Genomic DNA, 18,725 nt, shown 5'->3' on the forward strand with positions numbered 1-18,725 from the left:
ATAAGTGTTTAAACGGACATAATATGGCGATATTTTTGTGAAACGTGACTCTATTTATTACCAAATTTTCAAGCGATTTCCAGCCTTAATATTTGAACTCATTGATAACCGCCCCGCACAGGCGCAAAACTATCGATTTGAATCAGTCGAGGTAAAAGAAACCGCCTTTAGGATTGATGGTGTTTTTTTACCACCAGAAGACGCAACAGCTAGAGTTATCTATTTTGCCGAAGTTCAATTCCAGAAAGATGAAAGTCTTTATCATCGCTTTTTTACTGAGTCGCTAACATATTTGTACCGCAATCAATCTCAATACGATGATTGGTACTGTGTAGTGATATTTCCCTCACGGAGTTTAGAGCCAAGTGATACAAGAACTCATCGAATGTTTTTCAGTAGTGAACAAGTGCAGCGCATTTATTTGGATGAATTAGGTGATTCCAATACTCTGCCAATAGGTATTAATTTAATACAGTTGACAATTGCCTCAGATAAGGTAATGGCAGAGCAAGCAAAGCAACTAATTCAACGGGTAAAATTAGAAGAAATAGGCGCACTGCCGAAAAACGAAATCATCGAGATTATTACGACAATTGCTGTTTACAAATTTTCGTCTTTGAGTAGAGAGGAAGTGGAAGCCATGCTAGGAATAACTTTAGAGCAAACCAGAGTATATCAAGAAGCCAAAGCTGAGGGTCGAGAAGAAGGTCTAGAACAAGGTCTAGAACAAGGTCGAGAACAACGGGAAGCTGAACTGTTACCAGTTATCGTTCCACTGTTACTGAAAATTGGGATGAGTGTAGAAAATATTGCACAACAACTCAATGTTGCTGTGGAATCTGTGGAGAAATACAGATAAGATATACCCTTGATGAGTCATGGCGATCGCACCCTATCTCACCTAAATTCAGGCGTAAAGATTCGTTGAGTACAATTGACTAGACAAACGCCAAGCGCGATCGCTATTACATTGGGCATTAACTCCAAACCTGTCCCCTGCTAATGTAGAGACATTACATACAACGTCCTACATTAATTGCTCCCCTTCCCTTGTAGGAAAGGGCTTGGGGGTTAGGTTTGAGAGAAATTAGCACACAGCGTTATTTATCAGCCTTTCCTTCCTCATCCTCCAAACTTTTAGCCCGTTGCAGCACAGGAAAACATTGATTAATCAGCCAAATCATCACCTCAATAGCTGAGTCTCCTTGCTGAATGAGGTTTTTAGCTTGTACACCTAACAGTAGAGTTTGTAGAACTAACAACAAAGCAATCATTTTTCTCGCTTTGTTTTTTATCGAGAGAAATTTTCTAATGGATGGAATAGACAGTTTTTTAGATGGCTGCGTGGACATCGTTAAATCTCCCTGCGTGTTAATGATTCCAAAAATATCCATTTCACCCCATCGCTAACTAGAAGCTAGTCAATGCAGATAAATGCGAGTATGAATCTGCACCCTAAAATTTTTTTACAACTGGCTAAACAGAAGAACGCCGAAGATTAGAAATTGCGGCTATACCAACAAAGTCCGCCGTCGCGGACTAAATATCGTCTGTGTTACCGTAAATTCCATTCACTCGGTGTAGAATATGGCTACGCAACACAACCGCACTGATGAATCAGCCACGTAGACCTAAAGGTTTTTTTGCTAGTAAGGAAGGCTTGGAAAAACTCCAAGCAAAAAAGCGTGAGAAACGTTTTACTTATGAAAACATCCGAAAAGAAGCAAAAGTAACTCTTGATCAGGTTAAAAGGCTATTTAACCCAAAATGGGGATACAAAATTGGCTCAGAAGCTATCGAGTTAATTGCTGCTGTTCTGGACTTGACCCCAGAGGAAATTGTTGGTGTTGATGTGTGGAATGCGCTAAGTAATGATATTGAGTTAGAACCTACACAAATTAACTGGCGTGAAGTTTGCACCGCCATGCTGAACAGTCAGCAAGCCGCAGCAAAACTCAGACGCAAAGCGACAGAACGAGGTTTTGAAGTTAACGTTTATGTTGCCTTGGGACTGGTGGAACGCAAACAGCAGCAACGCCGACAACAAGATGAACAGCGAGACAGGGAGCAAGTCTTTGAGTTAAGCCAAGAAGTCATTGTCAAAACCTATGAACATAAAGCATTTCTAAAAGAAGTAACTACACAACAGCCCAGCGCAAATCATAAACATATTGCTATCATCGGTGAACCAGGGGCAGGTAAGACCACTTTATTAAGTACAATTGCTTCCTATGTTCAAGACAACACCCAATATTTACCCATCTGTATTTCTCTCGCCGATTTACAGGGAAAAACTATTGAGGAATATTTACTTAAGCAATGGCTGACTGAAGCCATGAGATTAGTTAAATCTGGGGTTGTCGTCACGCCAGAAATTGAACGTCAATTAATTGAGTGTTTTGCTAAAAAAGGAGTTTGGCTACTGTTAGATGGTGTGGATGAAATGGGTGAAAATTCACCTGTAGAAGCCTTAGCCAAAATTAATCGAGAACTGACTGCATCTTTGAGACAGGCGCGAGTGGTTTTAACTTGTCGCTTAAATGTTTGGGATGCTCAAGTTAAAGATACACTCAGTGGATTTGATACTTATAAAACTCAAGAGTTCAAACCAGAACAAATTGATGAATTTATTCAACAGTGGTTTCAGTGTGCTAGTGATAGAGAAAAAGAAGAGAACCTAAAAGAAAAATTAATAAAAAAAGGAAAGAATTTAAGCATAAAATTACAAGCACCTCAACATGAAAATATTCGTAAATTGGTAACAAATCCTCTGCGCTTGTCGCTGTTGTGTCAGACATTCTATTTGGATAAGCAGGGAGAATTACCAGAAACGAAAGCAGCACTTTATCAGAGGTTTACCCGTTATTTTTATGAATGGAAATCAGAGTTATTTCCTCGGTTGTGGAAGTCTGATGATTTAAAGGATAAATTACACCGAGCTTTAAGCAAATTAGCTTTTGCAGGGATTAACAGCAGCGCCAGGTTTCGCTTACCGAGGAGTTTGGCACGTCAAAAAATGGGAGAAAAATTATTTGAATTGGCTTGTGAGGTCGGTTGGTTAAATGTAGTAGATAGATTAGCTGAAACTGATGATGAGGAAGTTTATGCTTTCTTTCATCCTAACTTTCAAGAATATTTTGCAGCTTTAAATGTTAAGGACTGGGATGATTTTCTCAATCATGTTCCTAACAACCCAATTCAAGGAACTTACCGCATTTTTCAACCACAATGGAAAGAGGTGATTTTGCTATGGTTAGGACTAAGACAAGAAAATCTAAGACAGCAGCAGCAAGATTTTATTAATGCTTTGGTCAATTTTAAAGATGGATGTGGTGAATGGGATGAAGAAAATGTAGATAAAGGTTTTTATGAATATCAAGCCTATTTTTTAGCGGCGGTGGGAATTGCCGAGTTGAAAGATTGTACTCAAGCAAATGAAATAGTAGCGCAAATTGTTAAGTGGGGCTTTGGTTATTCACCAGAAAGACATAAATGGGTGCAATTTCTTGATGCAATTAAATATGAAGCTATATCAACACTGCTACAGACGAAAAGGACAAAAGCGATCGCTGCTTTAGTACAACTGCTGCAATCACAAAATCTGGATAACAACACCCGTAGGCAGGCAGCAGATAGCTTAGGGAAAATCGGCATAGGTAATGAAAAAGCGATCGCCGCTTTGGAGCAACTGCTGCGATCACCTGATGTGGGTAACTACACCCGTTGGCGGGTAGCATTTAGCTTAGGGAAAATCAACCCAGGTAATGAAAAAGCGATCGCCGAATTGGTGCAACTGTTGCAATCACCTGATGTGGATGGCTTCACCCGTAGGCTGGCAGCAGATGGCTTAGAGAATATCGACCCAGGTAATCAAGATGCGATCGCTGCTTTAGTACAACTGCTGCAATCACCTGATGTGGATGAGGACACGCGCAGGCAGGCAGCAGATAGTTTAGTGACAATCGGCATAGGTAATGAAAAAGCGATCGCTGCTTTAGTACAACTGCTGCAATCAACTGATGTGGGTTACTCCACCCGTAGGCAGGCATCAGAAAGCTTAGGGAAAATCGGCATAGGTAATGAAAAAGCGATCGCCGCCTTGGTGCAACTGCTGCAATCACAAAATCTGGATAACAACACCCGTAGGCAGGCAGCAGAAAGCTTAGGGAAAATCGGCATAGGTAATGAAAAAGCGATCGCCGCCTTGGTGCAACTGCTGCAATCACCTGATTTGGGTTACTCCACTCGTAGGCAGGCAGCATTTATCTTAGGGAAAATCGGCATAGGTAATGAAAAAGCGATCGCTGCTTTGGTGCAACTGCTGTAATCACCTGATGTGGGTTACTCCACCCGTAGGCAGGCAGTAGAAAGCTTAGGGAAAATCGGCACAGGCAATGAAGATGCGATCGCTGCTTTGGTGCAATTGCTGCAATCACCTGATGTGGATGAGGACACCCGTAGGCAGGCAGCATTTAGCTTAGGGGAAATCCACCCAGGTAATGAAAAAGCGATCGCCGAATTGGTGCAACTGCTGCAATCACAAAATCTGGATAACTATACCCGTAGGCAGGCAGCAGTAAGCTTGGGAGAAATCGGCACAGGTAATGAAAAAGCGATCGCCAAATTGGTGCAATTACTGCAATCACCTGATATAGATGAAGACACCCGTGAGCAGGCAGCATTTAGCTTAGTGACAATCGGCACAGGTAATGAAAAAGCGATCGCCGAATTAGTGCAACTGCTGCAATCACCTGATGTGGGTCACTTTACCCGTATGCTGGCAGCAGTAAGCTTAGGAAAAATCAACCCAGGTAATGAAAAAGCGAGCGCAGAATTGATGCAACTGCTGCAATCACAAAATCTGGATAACTACACCCGTTGGCAGGCAGCAGTAAGCTTAGGGGAATTCAACCCAGGTAATGAAAAAGCGATCGCCGAATTGATGCAACTGCTACAATCACCTGATGTAGATGACTACATCCGTTGGCAGGCAGCAGATAGCTTAGGGGAAATCGGCACAAATAATCAAGATGCGATCGCCGCCTTGATGCAACTGCTGCAATCATCTGATGTAGATCATTTCACCCATAGGCAGGCAGCAGATAGCTTAGGGAAAGTTATACAAAACAATCAGCATCGGTCTTTAGCTGTCACAGGTTTAAAAGATTATCTGCAATTTGAGTATAACTACGATGTCATCTGGAAATGTTCTCAGAATATGCCTTATCCCGATTTCTACCTAGCTTGGCATCAAGGAAATAATGAACAAACCAGTCTTAATCATCTTGACTTACCCCAACGCTTGCAAGCTGCAATTAACAATCACCCTCAACTTAGCCAAAACATTCATTTAATCTCTATCGACACTAGTAAATTCATCGAACCAGATAACCCAGCCAGTAAAATTTACACTGCAATTGTCAAAGCTGGCTGTCCTAAATGTCCAGATGGTACGCCGAAAACAATGACGGAACTCCAAACCTATTGGGAATTACTAGAAACTGATAGGCGGGTGGTTTTATTATTTCACCCAGGCGCAACTAATACTAAAAGTGAGGCGACATACAGCCATGCGTTTCTCAACGCCATCAGCAAATTTGAGGGTAAAATCTGTTTTATTAGCGACCCCATACCAAACTACAAAACCCTCAAAATCTTTACACCCAAGCAATCAGTTGATGAAATTTTAGAATGGTTAGGTTGTAGTTAATTGTATTTGTGCTGTGTACTAACAAACTTCAACTCGCCACGCAGCATAGGCAAGTGCCTCATAAATATCAGCTTCTTCCAGATAAGGATACGCTTTGAGAATATCGCTGTTGCTATGTCCAGATGCCATTAAACCGACTATAGTACCAACAGTAACGCGCATTCCCCGAATGCAGGGTTTACCGCCCATCACCTCTGAATTACGGGTAATTCTGGTGAGATTTTGCATGGTTGTGGCTTCGTGATGTATGGTTATCTGACTTTTCACGTCATGTGGAAAAGCTAACTTCAGACCTAACCCCCCAGCCCCCTTCCCTACTAGGGAAGGGGGAGAAATCAAAGCCTCTCTCCTTGTAGGGGAGAGGTTTGGAGAGGGGTTTTCCAGATACCGTGAAAAGTCAGATGGTTATAAACTCTATACTATTAAAGGTAAACTCAGATTTACACCAATGAAAGCAATTGAGGTTCAAGGAACTGTTAATGAACTTGGTCAACTTTCCTTAGATGAACCGTTAACCACAGCAAAACACAGTCGCGTCCGAGTCATTGTCCTCATTACAGAAGAGAATGAAGAGGATGAGGAACTTTTCGAGTCAGCAAAAGAAAGTTTTCGTCAAGGTTGGTATGATGCGATGAATGGAAATACTGTACCTGTCTCTCAACTTTGGCAAGGGATAGATGCAGAGTGAGCCACCATTGATTCAAGTTGAAGCTCATCAGCAATAATAGGCGATCGCTCCCTAAACTACAAACTAAGTTTACTCAATAGCTTGCCTAAAATACTTATACTGTATCTGGATCGATATTCAACTCCCGCAGTTTTGCCGCCAGACGTTCTGCTTGTTGTGCCATTTCTTCCAGCGTCGGTACGAGTTGATGCTCTGGTGTAAAATAACGCAATAATCCCTCATGCACACCGAGATATAATCCTAATTGTTGACTCCACAAATGCCCATATTCATTTGCTTGCAGAGGTTGATATTCACCATCTAATAAATGAAACCCAGCTAATTCTAAAGTATAAGGGTCAAACCAAAAATAATCCGGTGTGCGGAAGGTGTCTTGATAAATCGTTTTCTTTAAATTTTTGTCTGTATCAGCTGTGGAGTCAGACAAAATTTCAACGATGACATTGGGATATTTGCCATGTTCTTCCCATACCACCCAACTTTTTCTGGTTTTACGTTCACATCCTAGCACTACGAAAAAGTCTGGGCCTCGGAAATACTCTGATTTGAGTTGATGGGGACTGTAGTAGATAGTCAAGTTTCCCGCCGCATAGAAATCATTTCTCTCGCGCCACAGCCATTTTAAGCAAGTTAACAGTAAGATGATTTGTCTGAGGTGTAAATCGCTTTCCCAGGGTGGTTCATCACTGTATAGGTCACTAGGAGGAAATATAACATCCTGGCCGACGGTTGTTTGCGGATTGATTTCTTGAGCGATGGTCATAGAATGAATACGGCATCAAGTATGGCTTTATTGTAACAGCGTTATCTGAGGCGATCGCTCTCTCAAATCCAAATTCAGATATTGAGAATTAATAAACATCTATCTCATTCATCATCAACGCTGAAAATATACTCAAACAAACTAAGCTTTAATTATAAATAGCTACTCATTTACTACAAGTGTGGATGCCTACACTATGGCAATGGTTTAAATCCAGCGATGAATTTATCAGAAAATACTTTCAAAATAAATAAATTATGCAGCCACAAAACAAACCCCGTGACGTTCAAGTTCTACCTATTGGTACAGATACAACCGTACTGCGATCGCGCAGTTGGACAAGATTGAGATTTGAAATAGAATATGCCCTAGCCAAGGGAACAACGGCTAACTCCTACCTCATCCAAGGTGATAAACTAGCCCTAATTGACCCGCCTGGGGAAACCTTCACACAAATCTATCTCGATGCGTTGCACAAAAGACTCGATGTCACCACTATTGATTATGTGATTCTCGGTCATATTAACCCCAACCGAGCCGCCACCTTAAAAGCTTTGCTGGAAATAGCACCGCAAATTACCTTCGTCTGTTCCAACCCAGGGGCGATTAATTTACGCGGGGCGTTAGAAAAGCCAGATTTACCCATTCTGATTATGCGGGGTGATGAAACCCTCGATTTAGGTAAAGGGCATAATTTACAATTCATCCCCACACCCAACCCCCGCTACGCTGACGAGTTGTGTACCTACGACCCCCAAACCGAAATTCTCTACACAGATAAGCTATTCGGGGCGCATATTTGCGGCGACCAAGTATTTGATGAAGGTTGGGAAGCAATCAACGAAGACCGCCGTTACTATTATGATTGCTTGATGGCTCCCCATGCCCGGCAAGTCGATACAGCTTTAGAAAAACTGGCTGATTTCCCCGCAAGACTTTACGCCACCGGACACGGCCCCTTAGTACGTTACGGCTTAGTGGAACTCACCCACGCCTACCGGGAGTGGAGTCAACAACAAACATCTGCGGACTTGACAGTTGCGTTAATTTATGCTTCAGCTTATGGAAATACAGCCACCTTAGCTCAGGCGATCGCTCGTGGTATCACTAAGGCGGGTGTTGCCGTAGAATCAATTAACTGTGAATTTGCCGACCCTGAAGAAATTCGCGCCGCCGTTGAGAAATCGGCTGGCTTTGTCATCGGTTCGCCTACCTTGGGCGGTCATGCACCCACACCAGTACAAACAGCTTTAGGGATAGTTTTGTCAACCGCCACCAATAATAAATTAGCTGGTGTGTTTGGTTCCTTTGGCTGGAGTGGCGAAGCCGTTGATTTAATTGAAGGTAAGCTCAAAGATGCAGGTTATCGGTTTGGCTTTGAACCCATTCGGGTGAAATTCAAACCCAACGAAGTCACCTTACAATTGTGTGAGGAAGCCGGAACCGACTTTGCCCAAGCTTTGAAGAAAGCGAAGCGAGTGCGATCGCAAAGTCTACCAGCCACCAACGTAGAGCAAGCAGTAGGGCGAATCGTCGGTTCATTGTGTGTAGTCACCGCCAAGCAAGGCGAAATATCCAGCGCCATGTTAGCCTCTTGGGTAGCTCAAGCCAGCTTTAATCCCCCCGGCTTAACCATCGCCGTAGCCAAAGATAGGGCAGTAGAAAAACTTACGCATACTGGTAATAAGTTTGTTCTTAATGTTCTTAAAGAAGGCAATCATTTGGGGTTGATGAAACACTTCCTCAAACCCTTCGGCCCAGGACAAGATAGATTTGCTGATGTAGCCACAGAAGAAGCCGAAAACGGCAGTCCTGTACTGAAAGATGCCCTTGCTTATTTGGAATGTTCAGTTAAAAATCGGATGGAGTCAGGCGACCACTGGCTAGTTTACGCCACTGTAGAGAATGGCAAAGTCTTAAATCAGGATGGTGTAACAGCCGTCCATCATCGCAAATCAGGCAATCATTATTAATGATAGGGGACAGGTGACTGGTGACAGGGGAAGTAGGACAAGGACTTTTTAGTTACGAGTCAGAACCTTCTGAGGATAGGTGACAGCAGAAAGTAATACCAATTTGAAAAAAGAATGCGACAGATATGTGGGTATGGGCGCATAGCTGTGCATTGGTGTCCACTTAACGTGAAATGGGCGGTTAGAAACCGCATCTACTGAGCTTCAGTGACCACCTCCGCAGGTTAATAGGACTTACGCAACTGGCATATTTTTTCTGTAGGGTGTGTGAGGAGCGATAATATTTGAACGTAGTCATGAGACTTGTAGCGTCACGCACCAACCACCAATTGTGACACTTGCGTAAGTCCTGACGAATACAAGGCTTTCGGAATCAGATTAAACTAATACCTATGTACTAGCAATTGGCGATCGCATTGTGCCAGTTGCGTAAGTCCTATCAGTATAAGATTTTTTCAGAAATCACTGGGATTTTTCTAGTATTTCTCAAATATATGATTCACAATACTATTAGCTTGTCAAGACTAAAAGGCTACAAAAAAACTGTAGTGGCGTAGCCAGCCTAATCTCTAGCCCCTCGCCTCAATGAGAATTATAAGTCTAATTACCTAGATAAACAACAGCAAGCCATTCAAGCTATATTGCAATTATCAATGATTAGGAAAAACACCAGTGTTTCCCCTCTACGACGAAAATCCGACAAGAACCACCCCGTATTTTACTTACGGGATAATTGGGATGAACGTTTTAGTTTTTCTTCATGAAGTGAGTTTATCTAATGCACAGTTAAATCTGTTTCTTAGTCAGTATGCAGTAATACCCAGAGAGTTAACCACTAATTTAAATGTTGAATGGACAACGTTATTTACATCGCAGTTCTTACATGGTGGTTGGTGGCACTTGATTTCAAATATGGTGTTTCTTTGGGTTTTTGGCAACAATATTGAAGAACGCTTAGGACATTTCAAATATTTGATTTTCTATTTAGTCTGTGGTGCTTTAGCTGCGTTGTGTCAGTGGTTTATTGGTATGTATTCTACTATCCCTTCTTTAGGGGCTAGTGGTGCAATTTCCGGCGTTCTGGGTGCGTATTTGATTCGTTTTCCTCAAGCTAGGGTAAAAACTCTACTTTTCTTAGGTTTCTTTGTTACTACAATTAGCGTTCCGGCATTAGTGATTATTGGTATTTTCTTTATCCAAAATGTCATATCTGGTCTTGTCAGTCTACAAGCCGCCGCCAATATGAGTATAGAAACAGGGGGAGTTGCTTACTGGGCGCACATTGGGGGTTTTGTGTTCGGCGTAATTCTCAGTCCCGTATTTGGTTTATTCAGACGCGACTAATATAGCAGGGATTGGGGTAAGAAAAGGGGAAAAGCAGGGTGGTTTCATACGAAAAAAGAAAAATTTATAAGTCCTGATTTTTCGTTTTGTAGCAGAGATTTTGACCCCTATCCAAACCTCTCCCCCACGGGGGGAGAGGCTTTGAAACACAATAATCTTTTTTCTCTGATTGTATGAAACCACCCTGGGGTAAAAAAAGGGGAAAAGGGAGAAGCCTTTCCCCTTACTCTGGACTATGGACTATGGACTGTTGACTAATGACTAATTTAAAAATCATCATCATAGTTTCTCATGGCTTTGGGGTCGGGGGCGAAGGCTAACCATAGAGGAAACTGTAGTAATGCTAAACTGATTTGATCTTCGGAATCATCAATGAGAATTAAGGGCAATTGATTTGCTTTGACTAGACGGTCTGCTTTTTGTGCTAAAGCATCAGGCGCTTCAAATAATACAACCCCTCTATCTGGGCCAAAATCTGGACGACCGATACCAAGACAGTCTTGTAAACCCCTACGCCATTCACCTAGACGTTCTGGTGTATTGGCTAAAACTAGGGTACGGACGCGATCGCCATACAACTTATGTAATATCGAAATTGCCGCCGAGGCAATCAAAATATTTTGCAAGCGGCTACCCATCGTCCGCAAAGCACCCCGTCCCCCTTGGTTGAAAAACCAATTGGCGACTCGTTCGGCGTGGACTGGTTCAAAGGTGCGGCGCAGTTGCCAAGGCGGGCCATAATAATCTGGTTTATTCCGATATTGGTCAATTAAACGCCGAATTTGCTTAGTTGTATCTTGAAACTGCTGTTGAGCAAATTGTGGTGTACCTGCTTCGGGTTCGGCGAGTTTAGTTTCCTTAACTGGTGGTCTTTCCCTTTCAACAACGGCTGGGACTAATTGTAGTTGTTCGGCTGCGGCTGCCAAATCTTGTAAGCTACCTGCTAGATAATCTTTAAAACCTTGTACCCGAATTGCTAAATCTTGAGATGCACCAGCAAATGTAGTCCGCATCTCATTGCGGATACGTTCTTGACGGCGTTCTAGCTGTTCTATAGAAATTTGCAGTGCTTGTTTGCGTTGTTCTAGTTGTGCTATGGACTCTTGAACAATTCTTCCCAAAGCGGTTTGACTGTCGCTGATTTGTCCTTGAAGAATTTTATATGCAGCTTGCAGCTTGGCTATTTCTTCTTTCAACGCTGCTTCTTTCCGTTGCAGTTCGGCAATGCGTTGTTCTGCTTGTGTGTATAGTGAATTATTTGATGATTCTGAGGCTAATTCTGAACCCAGTGCTGTAGTTTCTACTTCTAGCTGCTGAACAACATCATCCGTTGATTCCACCGTTACATCGTCTGTAGATGGCAATTCTTCATGAGAGACTAATTGTGGCTCAACCGATGGAGTTTGTCCTGTCATTTCCCCAACTGTCTCTCCAGATAAGCTTTCTGAATTTTCCATCTGAGGATTTTCTGGTTGTATTTGTTCCAACCACTCATCAATCGGTTCTGGAGTTTGAGATTCGTCTGGGTTCATAAACTATAGTGCAATTCCTAAGATACGAATAATATGCCTTTAAAAAATATACTGTGGGGATTGGGGAAAGGGTAAAGGGGAAGGGGGAAAGGGGAAAGGGGAAAAGGGAAAGACTGTCACCTTTGCTCCTCTGCTCCCCTGCTCCTCTGCTCCTCTGCTCCTTTCCCCTCCTGGGAGGGGTTAGGGGTGGGTTGCTCCTCTGCTCCCCCACTCCCTCATCTCCCCCATCTCTTTAAATACGTGGACAGCGCTCCTCTAAGCAAGCTTTGAGGGCTTTGGGGTCAAATAAAATTGGCAGGAAGTGGATGCTGTTAACTTCTTTAAAATAGAACAATATGGGAACTCTATCCCAGAAAATGCGCCAGTTTTGCCATTCTTGGTAGGGAAAGCGGCGAATGAGTTTGTCACCTCTGTAGAGGTCAAAGTCGGTGGCGGTAAATTGCACGCGCAAGCTGACTGTTTGAAATAAAAGAAATAAACCCAAAAGGGCAAACACAATTCCCACCCAAGGCTGTACCAAAAGTAGTGGAATAGCCACTATTACCAATACTACAGGGATATTGTAACTAGGTTTAAGTTCCACAGTTGCTGCGGAGTTAGGCGCAATTGAACTGGTCACAGTTTCCCATCCTGTTTTAGTAGACACTTTTCTTATTTTAGGAGTTTGTCAGTTGTCAGTTATCAGTTATCAGTTATCAGTTATCAGTTGACAGAGGTTAAAGGCTTCTTCCTTTCCCCTTTCCCCTTTCCCCTTTCCCCCCATCTCTCCCCAGTCCCCAACCCTATATCCCTTGCTGAAATGCGCTACCAGTTCCTTGAAACATTACCCAGGATAAGAAAAAGTTGCTAATGAAGATAATTAGTAAGGCTGTAACAACGGCAGTTGTAGTTGATTGTCCTACGCCTTTGGCTCCGCCTGTAGTGGTTAAACCCCAGCTACAACCAATGATGGCGATTAAGACTCCAAAACAGCCAGCTTTAATCATGGCGCTACAAATATCCCAGCCACCTAACAAATTACGGGCAGAATCTAAAAATACTGTGTCGGCGATTCCATACAGATTTATGGCAATGAATAATCCTCCTGCCATGCCGGTGATTAAGGATAATAGAGTTAAAATCGGCAGCATGATAAAACAAGCCAGTAGACGGGGAATCACTAGGTAGTCAATTGGGTCGGTTCTCAACATCAGCATGGCATCAATTTGTTCTGTCACGCGCATAGTGCCGATTTCTGCGGCGAAGGCAGAACCAACACGTCCCGCCAAGATTACGGCTGTCAGCACAGGTGATAATTCGCGCGTTAATGCTACGGCTAATACTCCACCGACGAGATTCCCCGCGCCAAAGTTAATAAATTCTCGTGCTACTTGAATAGTAAACACTGCTCCTACAAAAACTGCTGTTAACAGGGCAATGAATAACGAATCTGGCCCTACTGCTGCCATTTGTTCTGTAGTGTTACGCCAGTGAATTTTACCCCTGAGTAGGTGAACTATGGCTTGTCCACCTAGAAATGTCGCCGCCAGCAATCGCTGACTCCATGTTCCTAAGCCGGATTTGGATGTGGTCATTTGTGATTAGTCATTAGTGAGTCCAGTCCTGTAGGCGGGTTTCCCGCCGTAGGGAACTGGCGAACCCGTGAGGGTCATTAGTCCATAGTCAACAGTCAATGGTCAACAGTCAACAGTCAACGGTTTTTTCATTTTGCGAGAAATATTAACTTTGCTTAACGACGTTCTCAGGATATATTGCTTTGCATAAACACGTTAAATATGGTAATGTCTCGACAGGCTAAAGTATAAGCTTTATTTAACAAGGGTTTTAGAGTTGCTTATTTTATTTTGCACCTACAGCACTTGTGTTACAGGTAACGGTTTATTTTAATGAAAACTTAAGATTTTTGACAACTTGTCTGTTCAGGAGCGATCGCACGTATTGTAGAAAGAAGACAGTAGCTGTTCGGCTATTTTTCACTTTACTCTCGGAGCTGACGTGAGATGAATATTTTTACCAATTTTCTTCGATCCTTGGTGCTGACTATTATTTTTAGCTTTGCCGCGCCTTTATGCTTAATCGGTGCTGTACTCCTGTTTTTATCTTTGGGCGGCTATGTTCCCCTTTTAGGTGGCTACCTAACGGCGATCGCTAATGCCATCTTTAACTTCCTCAGCATTTTTGGTAGTGGTTCTGCTTTGCACGGCATTTTAGTGATTAGCTTGACTTGTAGTTTTGTCGGTGCGCTTTTCGATACCTATGTTTACTACCGCTATCAAATTTTAAGGTTAGATTCCTAAATCCTCAAGGCAGATGAAGGTAAATTTAACTATTAATTCCACGCCTCAGAAATATTTTGTGCTGGTAGTTTAACAAATATTTATATTAGTCAATTACTATTAATTCTTTTTATAAGAAACTAAACAACTAAATTAGCTACAAGAAAAATGAGGAATCTCGGATTTACGCTCATGCAAACGTAGCTACTATAAATCATCGCTACAAAAATAGTTATATAACCCCTCTCTAAAGCTTTAAGCTGTCAGGAAAACTTTTAATTCTTGCTCGCATTCCCTTTGTAGAAAAGGGGTTGGGAGTTATGTTTGCGAGAAATTTGCCCAAGGTGTTATGTAGTTACCATTCAATTATCAAATCCTTTAGAAGTAAGTAAGACAATATTGATATCTAAACGGCACAAAATTATTTATTAACTACAGGAATTACGCAAGTGTCTCAATTGGTGGTTGGTGCGTGACGCTACAAGTCTCATGACTACATTCAAATATTATCGCTCCTCACACACCCTACAGAAAAAATATGCCAGTTGCGTAAGCCCTAAACTAGTTGAAGTTAAGCGTAAAGTGACGAGATATCAGAAATTGAATTGTAATTTTGTAAGTTTTTAACCCTCTCTATATTGCTGAAATATGCTGCTCGTGGGATAACAATAGCAAAGAAATACCCACACAAGGCATAAAAAAATCGTTAAAATTTGGGATGGGATCATGGCTGATGGCTGTTTTAACAGAACAGAGTTAAGACATCTGACCACCAGACAAATTATATTTAGATTATTACTAGGATTTTTATTTGCTCATGGTTTGGCCTTTTAAGTCAAAGTTTCGTAAACAAATTGCTCGCATTGAAATTACAGGTGCGATCGCCAGTGCAACTCGCAAGCGGGTGCTAGAAGCTTTAAAAACTGTGGAAGAGAAAAAGTTTCCCGCCTTACTACTACGCATCGACAGCCCTGGCGGTACAGTAGGAGATTCCCAAGAAATTTATAGTGCCTTGAAGCGGTTACGGGAAAAAGTCAAGATTGTGGCTAGTTTTGGCAATATTTCGGCTTCTGGCGGTGTTTACATCGGTATGGGAGCAGAACACATCATGGCTAACCCTGGAACTATTACAGGTAGCATTGGTGTAATTTTGCGGGGAAACAACTTAGAACGGCTGTTAGATAAAATCGGTGTTTCCTTCAAAGTCATCAAATCTGGGCCTTACAAGGATATATTGGCATTCGACCGGGAATTAACCGAACCAGAACAAAATATTCTGCAAGAGTTAATTGATACTAGTTACCAGCAATTTGTGGAAACAGTAGCCCAAGCGAGGTCATTAACAGTAGAAAAAGTTAAAAGTTTCGCTGATGGACGGATTTTTACTGGACAGCAAGCTTTAGAATTAGGAGTTGTAGACCGATTGGGAACCGAAGAAGAAGCGCGTCGCTGGACAGCAGAATTAGTAGGACTTGACCCGGAAAAAACACCTTTCTACACCCTAGAAGAGCGAAAACCTTTATTGAGCCGAGTTTTGAGCGGAAGTCGTCAGGGTTCCTCAAAACTAGGTGCAAGTATGGACTGGCTGGAATTTGAAATGTCTACCAGTGGTTTGCCACTATGGTTATATAGACCGTAATCAAGGGAGATAAAAAAGACAATCAAAAATAAATATAAATTATTGACTTGTGGCTGTTGACTAATGACTATTAAGTAATGATCACCTAAGGAGGATTTGGGCGTGGAGTGGCGATTGCGTGCTATTCGTGGAGCAACAACCGTTTCTGAAAATACAGTGGAAGCGATGCGGGAGGCGGTAACAGAACTGCTTGACGAACTTGAAGGGCGAAACCAACTCCAACCAGAGGACATGATTAGTGTGACATTTTCAGTCACGCGAGATTTAGATGCGATTTTTCCGGCGGCGATCGCTAGACCCCGCCCAGGTTGGGATAATGTAGCTATGCTAGATGTACAGCAAATGCACGTTGAAGGTAGTTTAAAGCGCTGCATCCGCTTTCTCATCCACGCCTACCTCCCCGCCTCGGTTCCTGTTTATCATATTTACCTCCGGGAAGCTACAAAATTACGTCCTGATTGGAGTTTCCCCCAGGCGCTACAAGCATCACACTCAGTTATAGAGTCAAAAGTTTAAGCTAGGGACGTAAATTCTTTCAATCACTAAGACATAAATTACCAAGGTATAATATTACCGCCAATTTAGGTTTGTTATTTTGTATGGAACGAGAGATAGTATCTTCACGAGAGGAACTGGCTCAATACGTCAAAGCATTGCAAGAAGATTTGGTTGCTAACTCCGGTAACTGGGAAAACGTAACCTTAAAATTTTATTTTGAAGCTCTAGCTACATACATTCAAAATGTTCATAAGTTTTATGAACACAATCATATCCAAATTGATGCTGAACAGCCTAGTTGGGGATGTTTTGGCTGGTGCAGCTATCTATGAATAAAGAATTTATATCGGACTATGAATCCAAAAGATACAGCCGCCCGATATGATCAAATTGCCAAATGGTGGCAGACTGAACATAAAAATTCATCATACGGGATTGCACAATTAGAGCGGGCTATTAAATTTACTTCTGGGCGAAACTCAGCTATTGATATAGGCTGTGGAAGTACTGGACGTTTTATTAATGTTTTATCTCAACATGGATTTCTGGCTGAAGGGCTTGATATATCAAAAGATATGATAAATCTTGCCAAGCAACTGCATCCAGAAGTGACATTTTACAGGGAAGACATCTGTGATTGGATTCCTCCAAAACTTTATAGCCTAATTTCTGCTTGGGATAGCACTTTTCATTTGCCGCTAAATATGCAGGAACCTGTGACAAGAAAGCTATGCGATGCGTTAGAACCCGGCGGAGTGTTTGTGTTTACCTGTGGTGGTGGACATACATACGGCGAAATTTCGGGCGCATTTCAAGGTCAGGATTTTGATTACAGCACTTTAGGGGTTGATGCTTTTTTGCGGATTTTATCTGAGCATAATTGCACTTGTCGTCATCTGGAGTATGACCAATATCCAGAAAAGCACGTTTATATCGTTGCTCAGAAAATTGGTGCTGCACAATAGAAAAGGTCAGAAGCAACCTAAGACAAAGAATAGATGAGTAAATACAGCATGATTATTCAATGGTCTGAGGAAGACAAATTATTTCTAATCACAATTCCTGAGTTTAGCGATCGCGTAATTATGCCTTGCACTCATGGTAAAACTCGTGAAGAAGCAATACATAACGGTGAAGAAGTAATTGAAATGTACTTGGAAGCGTGGGAAGCAGAAGGCGAATCTATTCCTGAACCTATGACTCTTCAGATTGCCTAATAAGTATAGTTGGTAATGGGTAATAGCGAATTGGTAATGGGAGAAAACAATTACCAATTACCAATTACCAATTACCAAACCTCACAATATGATAAGTGTTTAAGCGGACATAATATTATTCGTGCTTATGAAATCTAATGCCTAAAAAGATGTCGTAAACAAATTCAAAAAAGTCTTTTTTCTGCAACAATCCCGATGTTTGATAACAACCTTTTTCATCTAGAAGTGGCTTCATCTTATAGTATGCAGGCTGATAGTTATACCAGGGAATGGAAGGCCATAAATGATGAATTAGGTGATAATTCTGACCCATGATTAAAATGTTCAGTAGCTTTCCGGGGTAGACACGGGCATTTTTCCAGCGATCGCGCTCCGCAAAAGGTCGATGAGGCAGATAATCAAAGAATAGCCCCAACATGATCCCAACTATAAATGCAGGGATAAACCAAAAGTTGAGGATGTAACCTAAAAAGTGATGCTGAACGGCAATGTAAACAATTGTGACAACTATTAACCGACTGATAAACCACTCTAGTAACTCATATTTCTTCCAGAGTCGGCGTTGAAAGAAAAATACCTCATGGTATAAAAATCGCACAGCAATTAACCATAGTGGCCCGCCTGTAGAGACGTAATGATCGGGGTCGTCTTTGGGGTGGTTGACATGGGCGTGGTGTTGCAAATGCACCCTTGTAAATACGGGAAACGCAAAAGCTAATATGAGAGCGCTACCATGTCCTAGCATGGCATTAATTAGGCGATCGCGGTGAGCAGATTGATGGCAAGCATCATGAATGACAGTACCCGCACAATGTAAAGCCAGAGTATTAACGCTAAAGCACAACCAATGGGGCCATTCCCAAACCCAGTAACCGAAATTAGATAACACCAACATCACCACCGATGCCAAAAATAACAGCATCGTGGGGTTAAAATCACCAGGAGGCGCTAAAAATTCCTTGGGTGGGACTTTCAGTGGCTGCTGTGCCTCCAATGTGAGCATTACTGTCTCCTTTTTGATCAAACATTACGAATATACGACAAATATTAGGGGAAAATAAATTTTTGTAAGGTTTTGTATAGCA

The 18,725-nt window shown here is 42.1% G+C and carries 19 protein-coding genes; 12 read left to right on the plus strand and 7 right to left on the minus strand.

Annotated elements, in window-relative coordinates:
- Positions 1 to 37: 37 nt before the first annotated feature.
- Entirely contained in the window at positions 38 to 859 is an 822-nt protein-coding gene (locus H6G83_RS10540) for an Rpn family recombination-promoting nuclease/putative transposase (RefSeq protein ID WP_190471042.1), read from the plus strand.
- A gap of 241 nt (positions 860 to 1,100) precedes the next feature.
- On the opposite strand, the gene H6G83_RS10545 is transcribed toward H6G83_RS10540, so the two are convergent.
- Complete coding sequence (locus tag H6G83_RS10545; RefSeq protein ID WP_190471401.1) at positions 1,101 to 1,352, minus strand: hypothetical protein; 252 nt, start codon at positions 1,350 to 1,352, stop codon at positions 1,101 to 1,103.
- A 260-nt stretch (positions 1,353 to 1,612) separates the two neighbouring features.
- Here H6G83_RS10545 and H6G83_RS35275 point away from each other — a divergent pair, with 260 nt between their 5' ends.
- Together H6G83_RS35275 and H6G83_RS35285 are read left to right on the plus strand one after the other, a co-directional pair.
- Positions 1,613 to 4,327 carry an NACHT domain-containing protein gene (locus H6G83_RS35275; protein WP_242044525.1) on the plus strand — a complete coding sequence of 905 codons (2,715 nt, stop codon included), beginning with the start codon at positions 1,613 to 1,615 and terminating at the stop codon, positions 4,325 to 4,327.
- A 9-nt stretch (positions 4,328 to 4,336) separates the two neighbouring features.
- Positions 4,337 to 5,710 (plus strand): HEAT repeat domain-containing protein, encoded by a 1,374-nt coding sequence (locus tag H6G83_RS35285; RefSeq protein WP_313935716.1) that lies wholly within the window; start codon positions 4,337 to 4,339, stop codon positions 5,708 to 5,710.
- A gap of 18 nt (positions 5,711 to 5,728) precedes the next feature.
- Here the strand turns inward: H6G83_RS35285 and H6G83_RS10555 are convergent, their stop codons facing one another.
- Entirely contained in the window at positions 5,729 to 5,938 is a 210-nt protein-coding gene (locus tag H6G83_RS10555; protein ID WP_190471386.1) for a DUF433 domain-containing protein, read from the minus strand.
- A 220-nt stretch (positions 5,939 to 6,158) separates the two neighbouring features.
- Between H6G83_RS10555 and H6G83_RS10560 the strand changes: the two genes are divergently transcribed.
- Entirely contained in the window at positions 6,159 to 6,398 is a 240-nt protein-coding gene (locus H6G83_RS10560; protein WP_190471045.1) for a type II toxin-antitoxin system RelN family antitoxin, read from the plus strand.
- A gap of 94 nt (positions 6,399 to 6,492) precedes the next feature.
- Here H6G83_RS10560 and H6G83_RS10565 read toward each other — a convergent pair whose 3' ends face one another.
- Positions 6,493 to 7,161 (minus strand): Uma2 family endonuclease, encoded by a 669-nt coding sequence (locus H6G83_RS10565; RefSeq protein WP_190471048.1) that lies wholly within the window; start codon positions 7,159 to 7,161, stop codon positions 6,493 to 6,495.
- Between the two features lie 257 nt (positions 7,162 to 7,418).
- Here H6G83_RS10565 and H6G83_RS10570 point away from each other — a divergent pair, with 257 nt between their 5' ends.
- Both H6G83_RS10570 and H6G83_RS10575 read left to right on the plus strand, forming a co-directional pair.
- Positions 7,419 to 9,134 (plus strand): diflavin flavoprotein, encoded by a 1,716-nt coding sequence (locus tag H6G83_RS10570; RefSeq protein WP_190471051.1) that lies wholly within the window; start codon positions 7,419 to 7,421, stop codon positions 9,132 to 9,134.
- 672 nt (positions 9,135 to 9,806) lie between these two features.
- A complete protein-coding gene (locus H6G83_RS10575; RefSeq protein WP_190471054.1) occupies positions 9,807 to 10,478 on the plus strand; it encodes a rhomboid family intramembrane serine protease in 672 nt (223 codons plus the stop codon).
- A 266-nt stretch (positions 10,479 to 10,744) separates the two neighbouring features.
- Here H6G83_RS10575 and H6G83_RS10580 read toward each other — a convergent pair whose 3' ends face one another.
- The 3 genes from H6G83_RS10580 to H6G83_RS10590 form a co-directional block, all read right to left on the minus strand.
- A complete protein-coding gene (locus H6G83_RS10580; protein WP_190471057.1) occupies positions 10,745 to 12,010 on the minus strand; it encodes a DUF3086 domain-containing protein in 1,266 nt (421 codons plus the stop codon).
- A gap of 232 nt (positions 12,011 to 12,242) precedes the next feature.
- Entirely contained in the window at positions 12,243 to 12,656 is a 414-nt protein-coding gene (locus H6G83_RS10585) for a DUF3119 family protein (protein WP_190471060.1), read from the minus strand.
- Positions 12,657 to 12,792: 136 nt separating this feature from the next.
- Positions 12,793 to 13,584 (minus strand): MlaE family lipid ABC transporter permease subunit, encoded by a 792-nt coding sequence (locus H6G83_RS10590; protein WP_190471063.1) that lies wholly within the window; start codon positions 13,582 to 13,584, stop codon positions 12,793 to 12,795.
- Between the two features lie 426 nt (positions 13,585 to 14,010).
- On the opposite strand from H6G83_RS10590, the gene H6G83_RS10595 reads away from it, so the two are divergent.
- The 6 genes from H6G83_RS10595 (at position 14,011) to H6G83_RS10620 (ending at position 17,640) form a co-directional block, all read left to right on the plus strand.
- Positions 14,011 to 14,307 carry a hypothetical protein gene (locus H6G83_RS10595; RefSeq protein ID WP_190471067.1) on the plus strand — a complete coding sequence of 99 codons (297 nt, stop codon included), beginning with the start codon at positions 14,011 to 14,013 and terminating at the stop codon, positions 14,305 to 14,307.
- A gap of 796 nt (positions 14,308 to 15,103) precedes the next feature.
- Positions 15,104 to 15,925 carry a signal peptide peptidase SppA gene (gene sppA / locus H6G83_RS10600; protein WP_190471071.1) on the plus strand — a complete coding sequence of 274 codons (822 nt, stop codon included), beginning with the start codon at positions 15,104 to 15,106 and terminating at the stop codon, positions 15,923 to 15,925.
- Between the two features lie 102 nt (positions 15,926 to 16,027).
- Complete coding sequence (aroH, locus tag H6G83_RS10605; RefSeq protein ID WP_190471074.1) at positions 16,028 to 16,441, plus strand: chorismate mutase; 414 nt, start codon at positions 16,028 to 16,030, stop codon at positions 16,439 to 16,441.
- Positions 16,442 to 16,524: 83 nt separating this feature from the next.
- Positions 16,525 to 16,755: a DUF7660 family protein gene (locus H6G83_RS10610; protein ID WP_190471077.1), complete on the plus strand. Its 231-nt coding sequence runs from the start codon at positions 16,525 to 16,527 to the stop codon at positions 16,753 to 16,755.
- A 21-nt stretch (positions 16,756 to 16,776) separates the two neighbouring features.
- Positions 16,777 to 17,388 (plus strand): class I SAM-dependent methyltransferase, encoded by a 612-nt coding sequence (locus H6G83_RS10615; RefSeq protein ID WP_190471080.1) that lies wholly within the window; start codon positions 16,777 to 16,779, stop codon positions 17,386 to 17,388.
- A gap of 33 nt (positions 17,389 to 17,421) precedes the next feature.
- Positions 17,422 to 17,640, plus strand: coding sequence for a type II toxin-antitoxin system HicB family antitoxin (locus H6G83_RS10620; protein ID WP_190471081.1), 219 nt, complete (start codon positions 17,422 to 17,424; stop codon positions 17,638 to 17,640).
- A gap of 115 nt (positions 17,641 to 17,755) precedes the next feature.
- Here the strand turns inward: H6G83_RS10620 and crtR are convergent, their stop codons facing one another.
- On the minus strand, positions 17,756 to 18,643 hold the full coding sequence (crtR, locus tag H6G83_RS10625; protein ID WP_190471082.1) for a beta-carotene hydroxylase: 888 nt from the start codon (positions 18,641 to 18,643) through the stop codon (positions 17,756 to 17,758).
- Positions 18,644 to 18,725: the final 82 nt, after the last annotated feature.

It is taken from the genome of Anabaena azotica FACHB-119, from assembly GCF_014697625.1.
GTDB lineage: Bacteria > Cyanobacteriota > Cyanobacteriia > Cyanobacteriales > Nostocaceae > Trichormus > Trichormus azoticus_A.

Excerpts from the sequence above, each read along its gene's own strand:
- H6G83_RS10580 (WP_190471057.1), bottom strand. The coding sequence starts at position 12,010 with ATGAACCCAGACGAATCTCAAACTCCAGAACCGATTGATGAGTGGTTG.
- H6G83_RS10570 (WP_190471051.1), top strand. The coding sequence starts at position 7,419 with ATGCAGCCACAAAACAAACCCCGTGACGTTCAAGTTCTACCTATTGGT.
- H6G83_RS10620 (WP_190471081.1), top strand. The coding sequence starts at position 17,422 with ATGAGTAAATACAGCATGATTATTCAATGGTCTGAGGAAGACAAATTA.
- H6G83_RS10555 (WP_190471386.1), bottom strand. The coding sequence starts at position 5,938 with ATGCAAAATCTCACCAGAATTACCCGTAATTCAGAGGTGATGGGCGGT.
- H6G83_RS10545 (WP_190471401.1), bottom strand. The coding sequence starts at position 1,352 with ATGTCCACGCAGCCATCTAAAAAACTGTCTATTCCATCCATTAGAAAA.
- H6G83_RS10565 (WP_190471048.1), bottom strand. The coding sequence starts at position 7,161 with ATGACCATCGCTCAAGAAATCAATCCGCAAACAACCGTCGGCCAGGAT.
- sppA (WP_190471071.1), top strand. The coding sequence starts at position 15,104 with ATGGTTTGGCCTTTTAAGTCAAAGTTTCGTAAACAAATTGCTCGCATT.
- H6G83_RS10610 (WP_190471077.1), top strand. The coding sequence starts at position 16,525 with ATGGAACGAGAGATAGTATCTTCACGAGAGGAACTGGCTCAATACGTC.
- H6G83_RS10615 (WP_190471080.1), top strand. The coding sequence starts at position 16,777 with ATGAATCCAAAAGATACAGCCGCCCGATATGATCAAATTGCCAAATGG.
- crtR (WP_190471082.1), bottom strand. The coding sequence starts at position 18,643 with ATGCTCACATTGGAGGCACAGCAGCCACTGAAAGTCCCACCCAAGGAA.
- H6G83_RS10590 (WP_190471063.1), bottom strand. The coding sequence starts at position 13,584 with ATGACCACATCCAAATCCGGCTTAGGAACATGGAGTCAGCGATTGCTG.
- H6G83_RS35275 (WP_242044525.1), top strand. The coding sequence starts at position 1,613 with ATGAATCAGCCACGTAGACCTAAAGGTTTTTTTGCTAGTAAGGAAGGC.
- H6G83_RS10560 (WP_190471045.1), top strand. The coding sequence starts at position 6,159 with ATGAAAGCAATTGAGGTTCAAGGAACTGTTAATGAACTTGGTCAACTT.
- H6G83_RS10595 (WP_190471067.1), top strand. The coding sequence starts at position 14,011 with ATGAATATTTTTACCAATTTTCTTCGATCCTTGGTGCTGACTATTATT.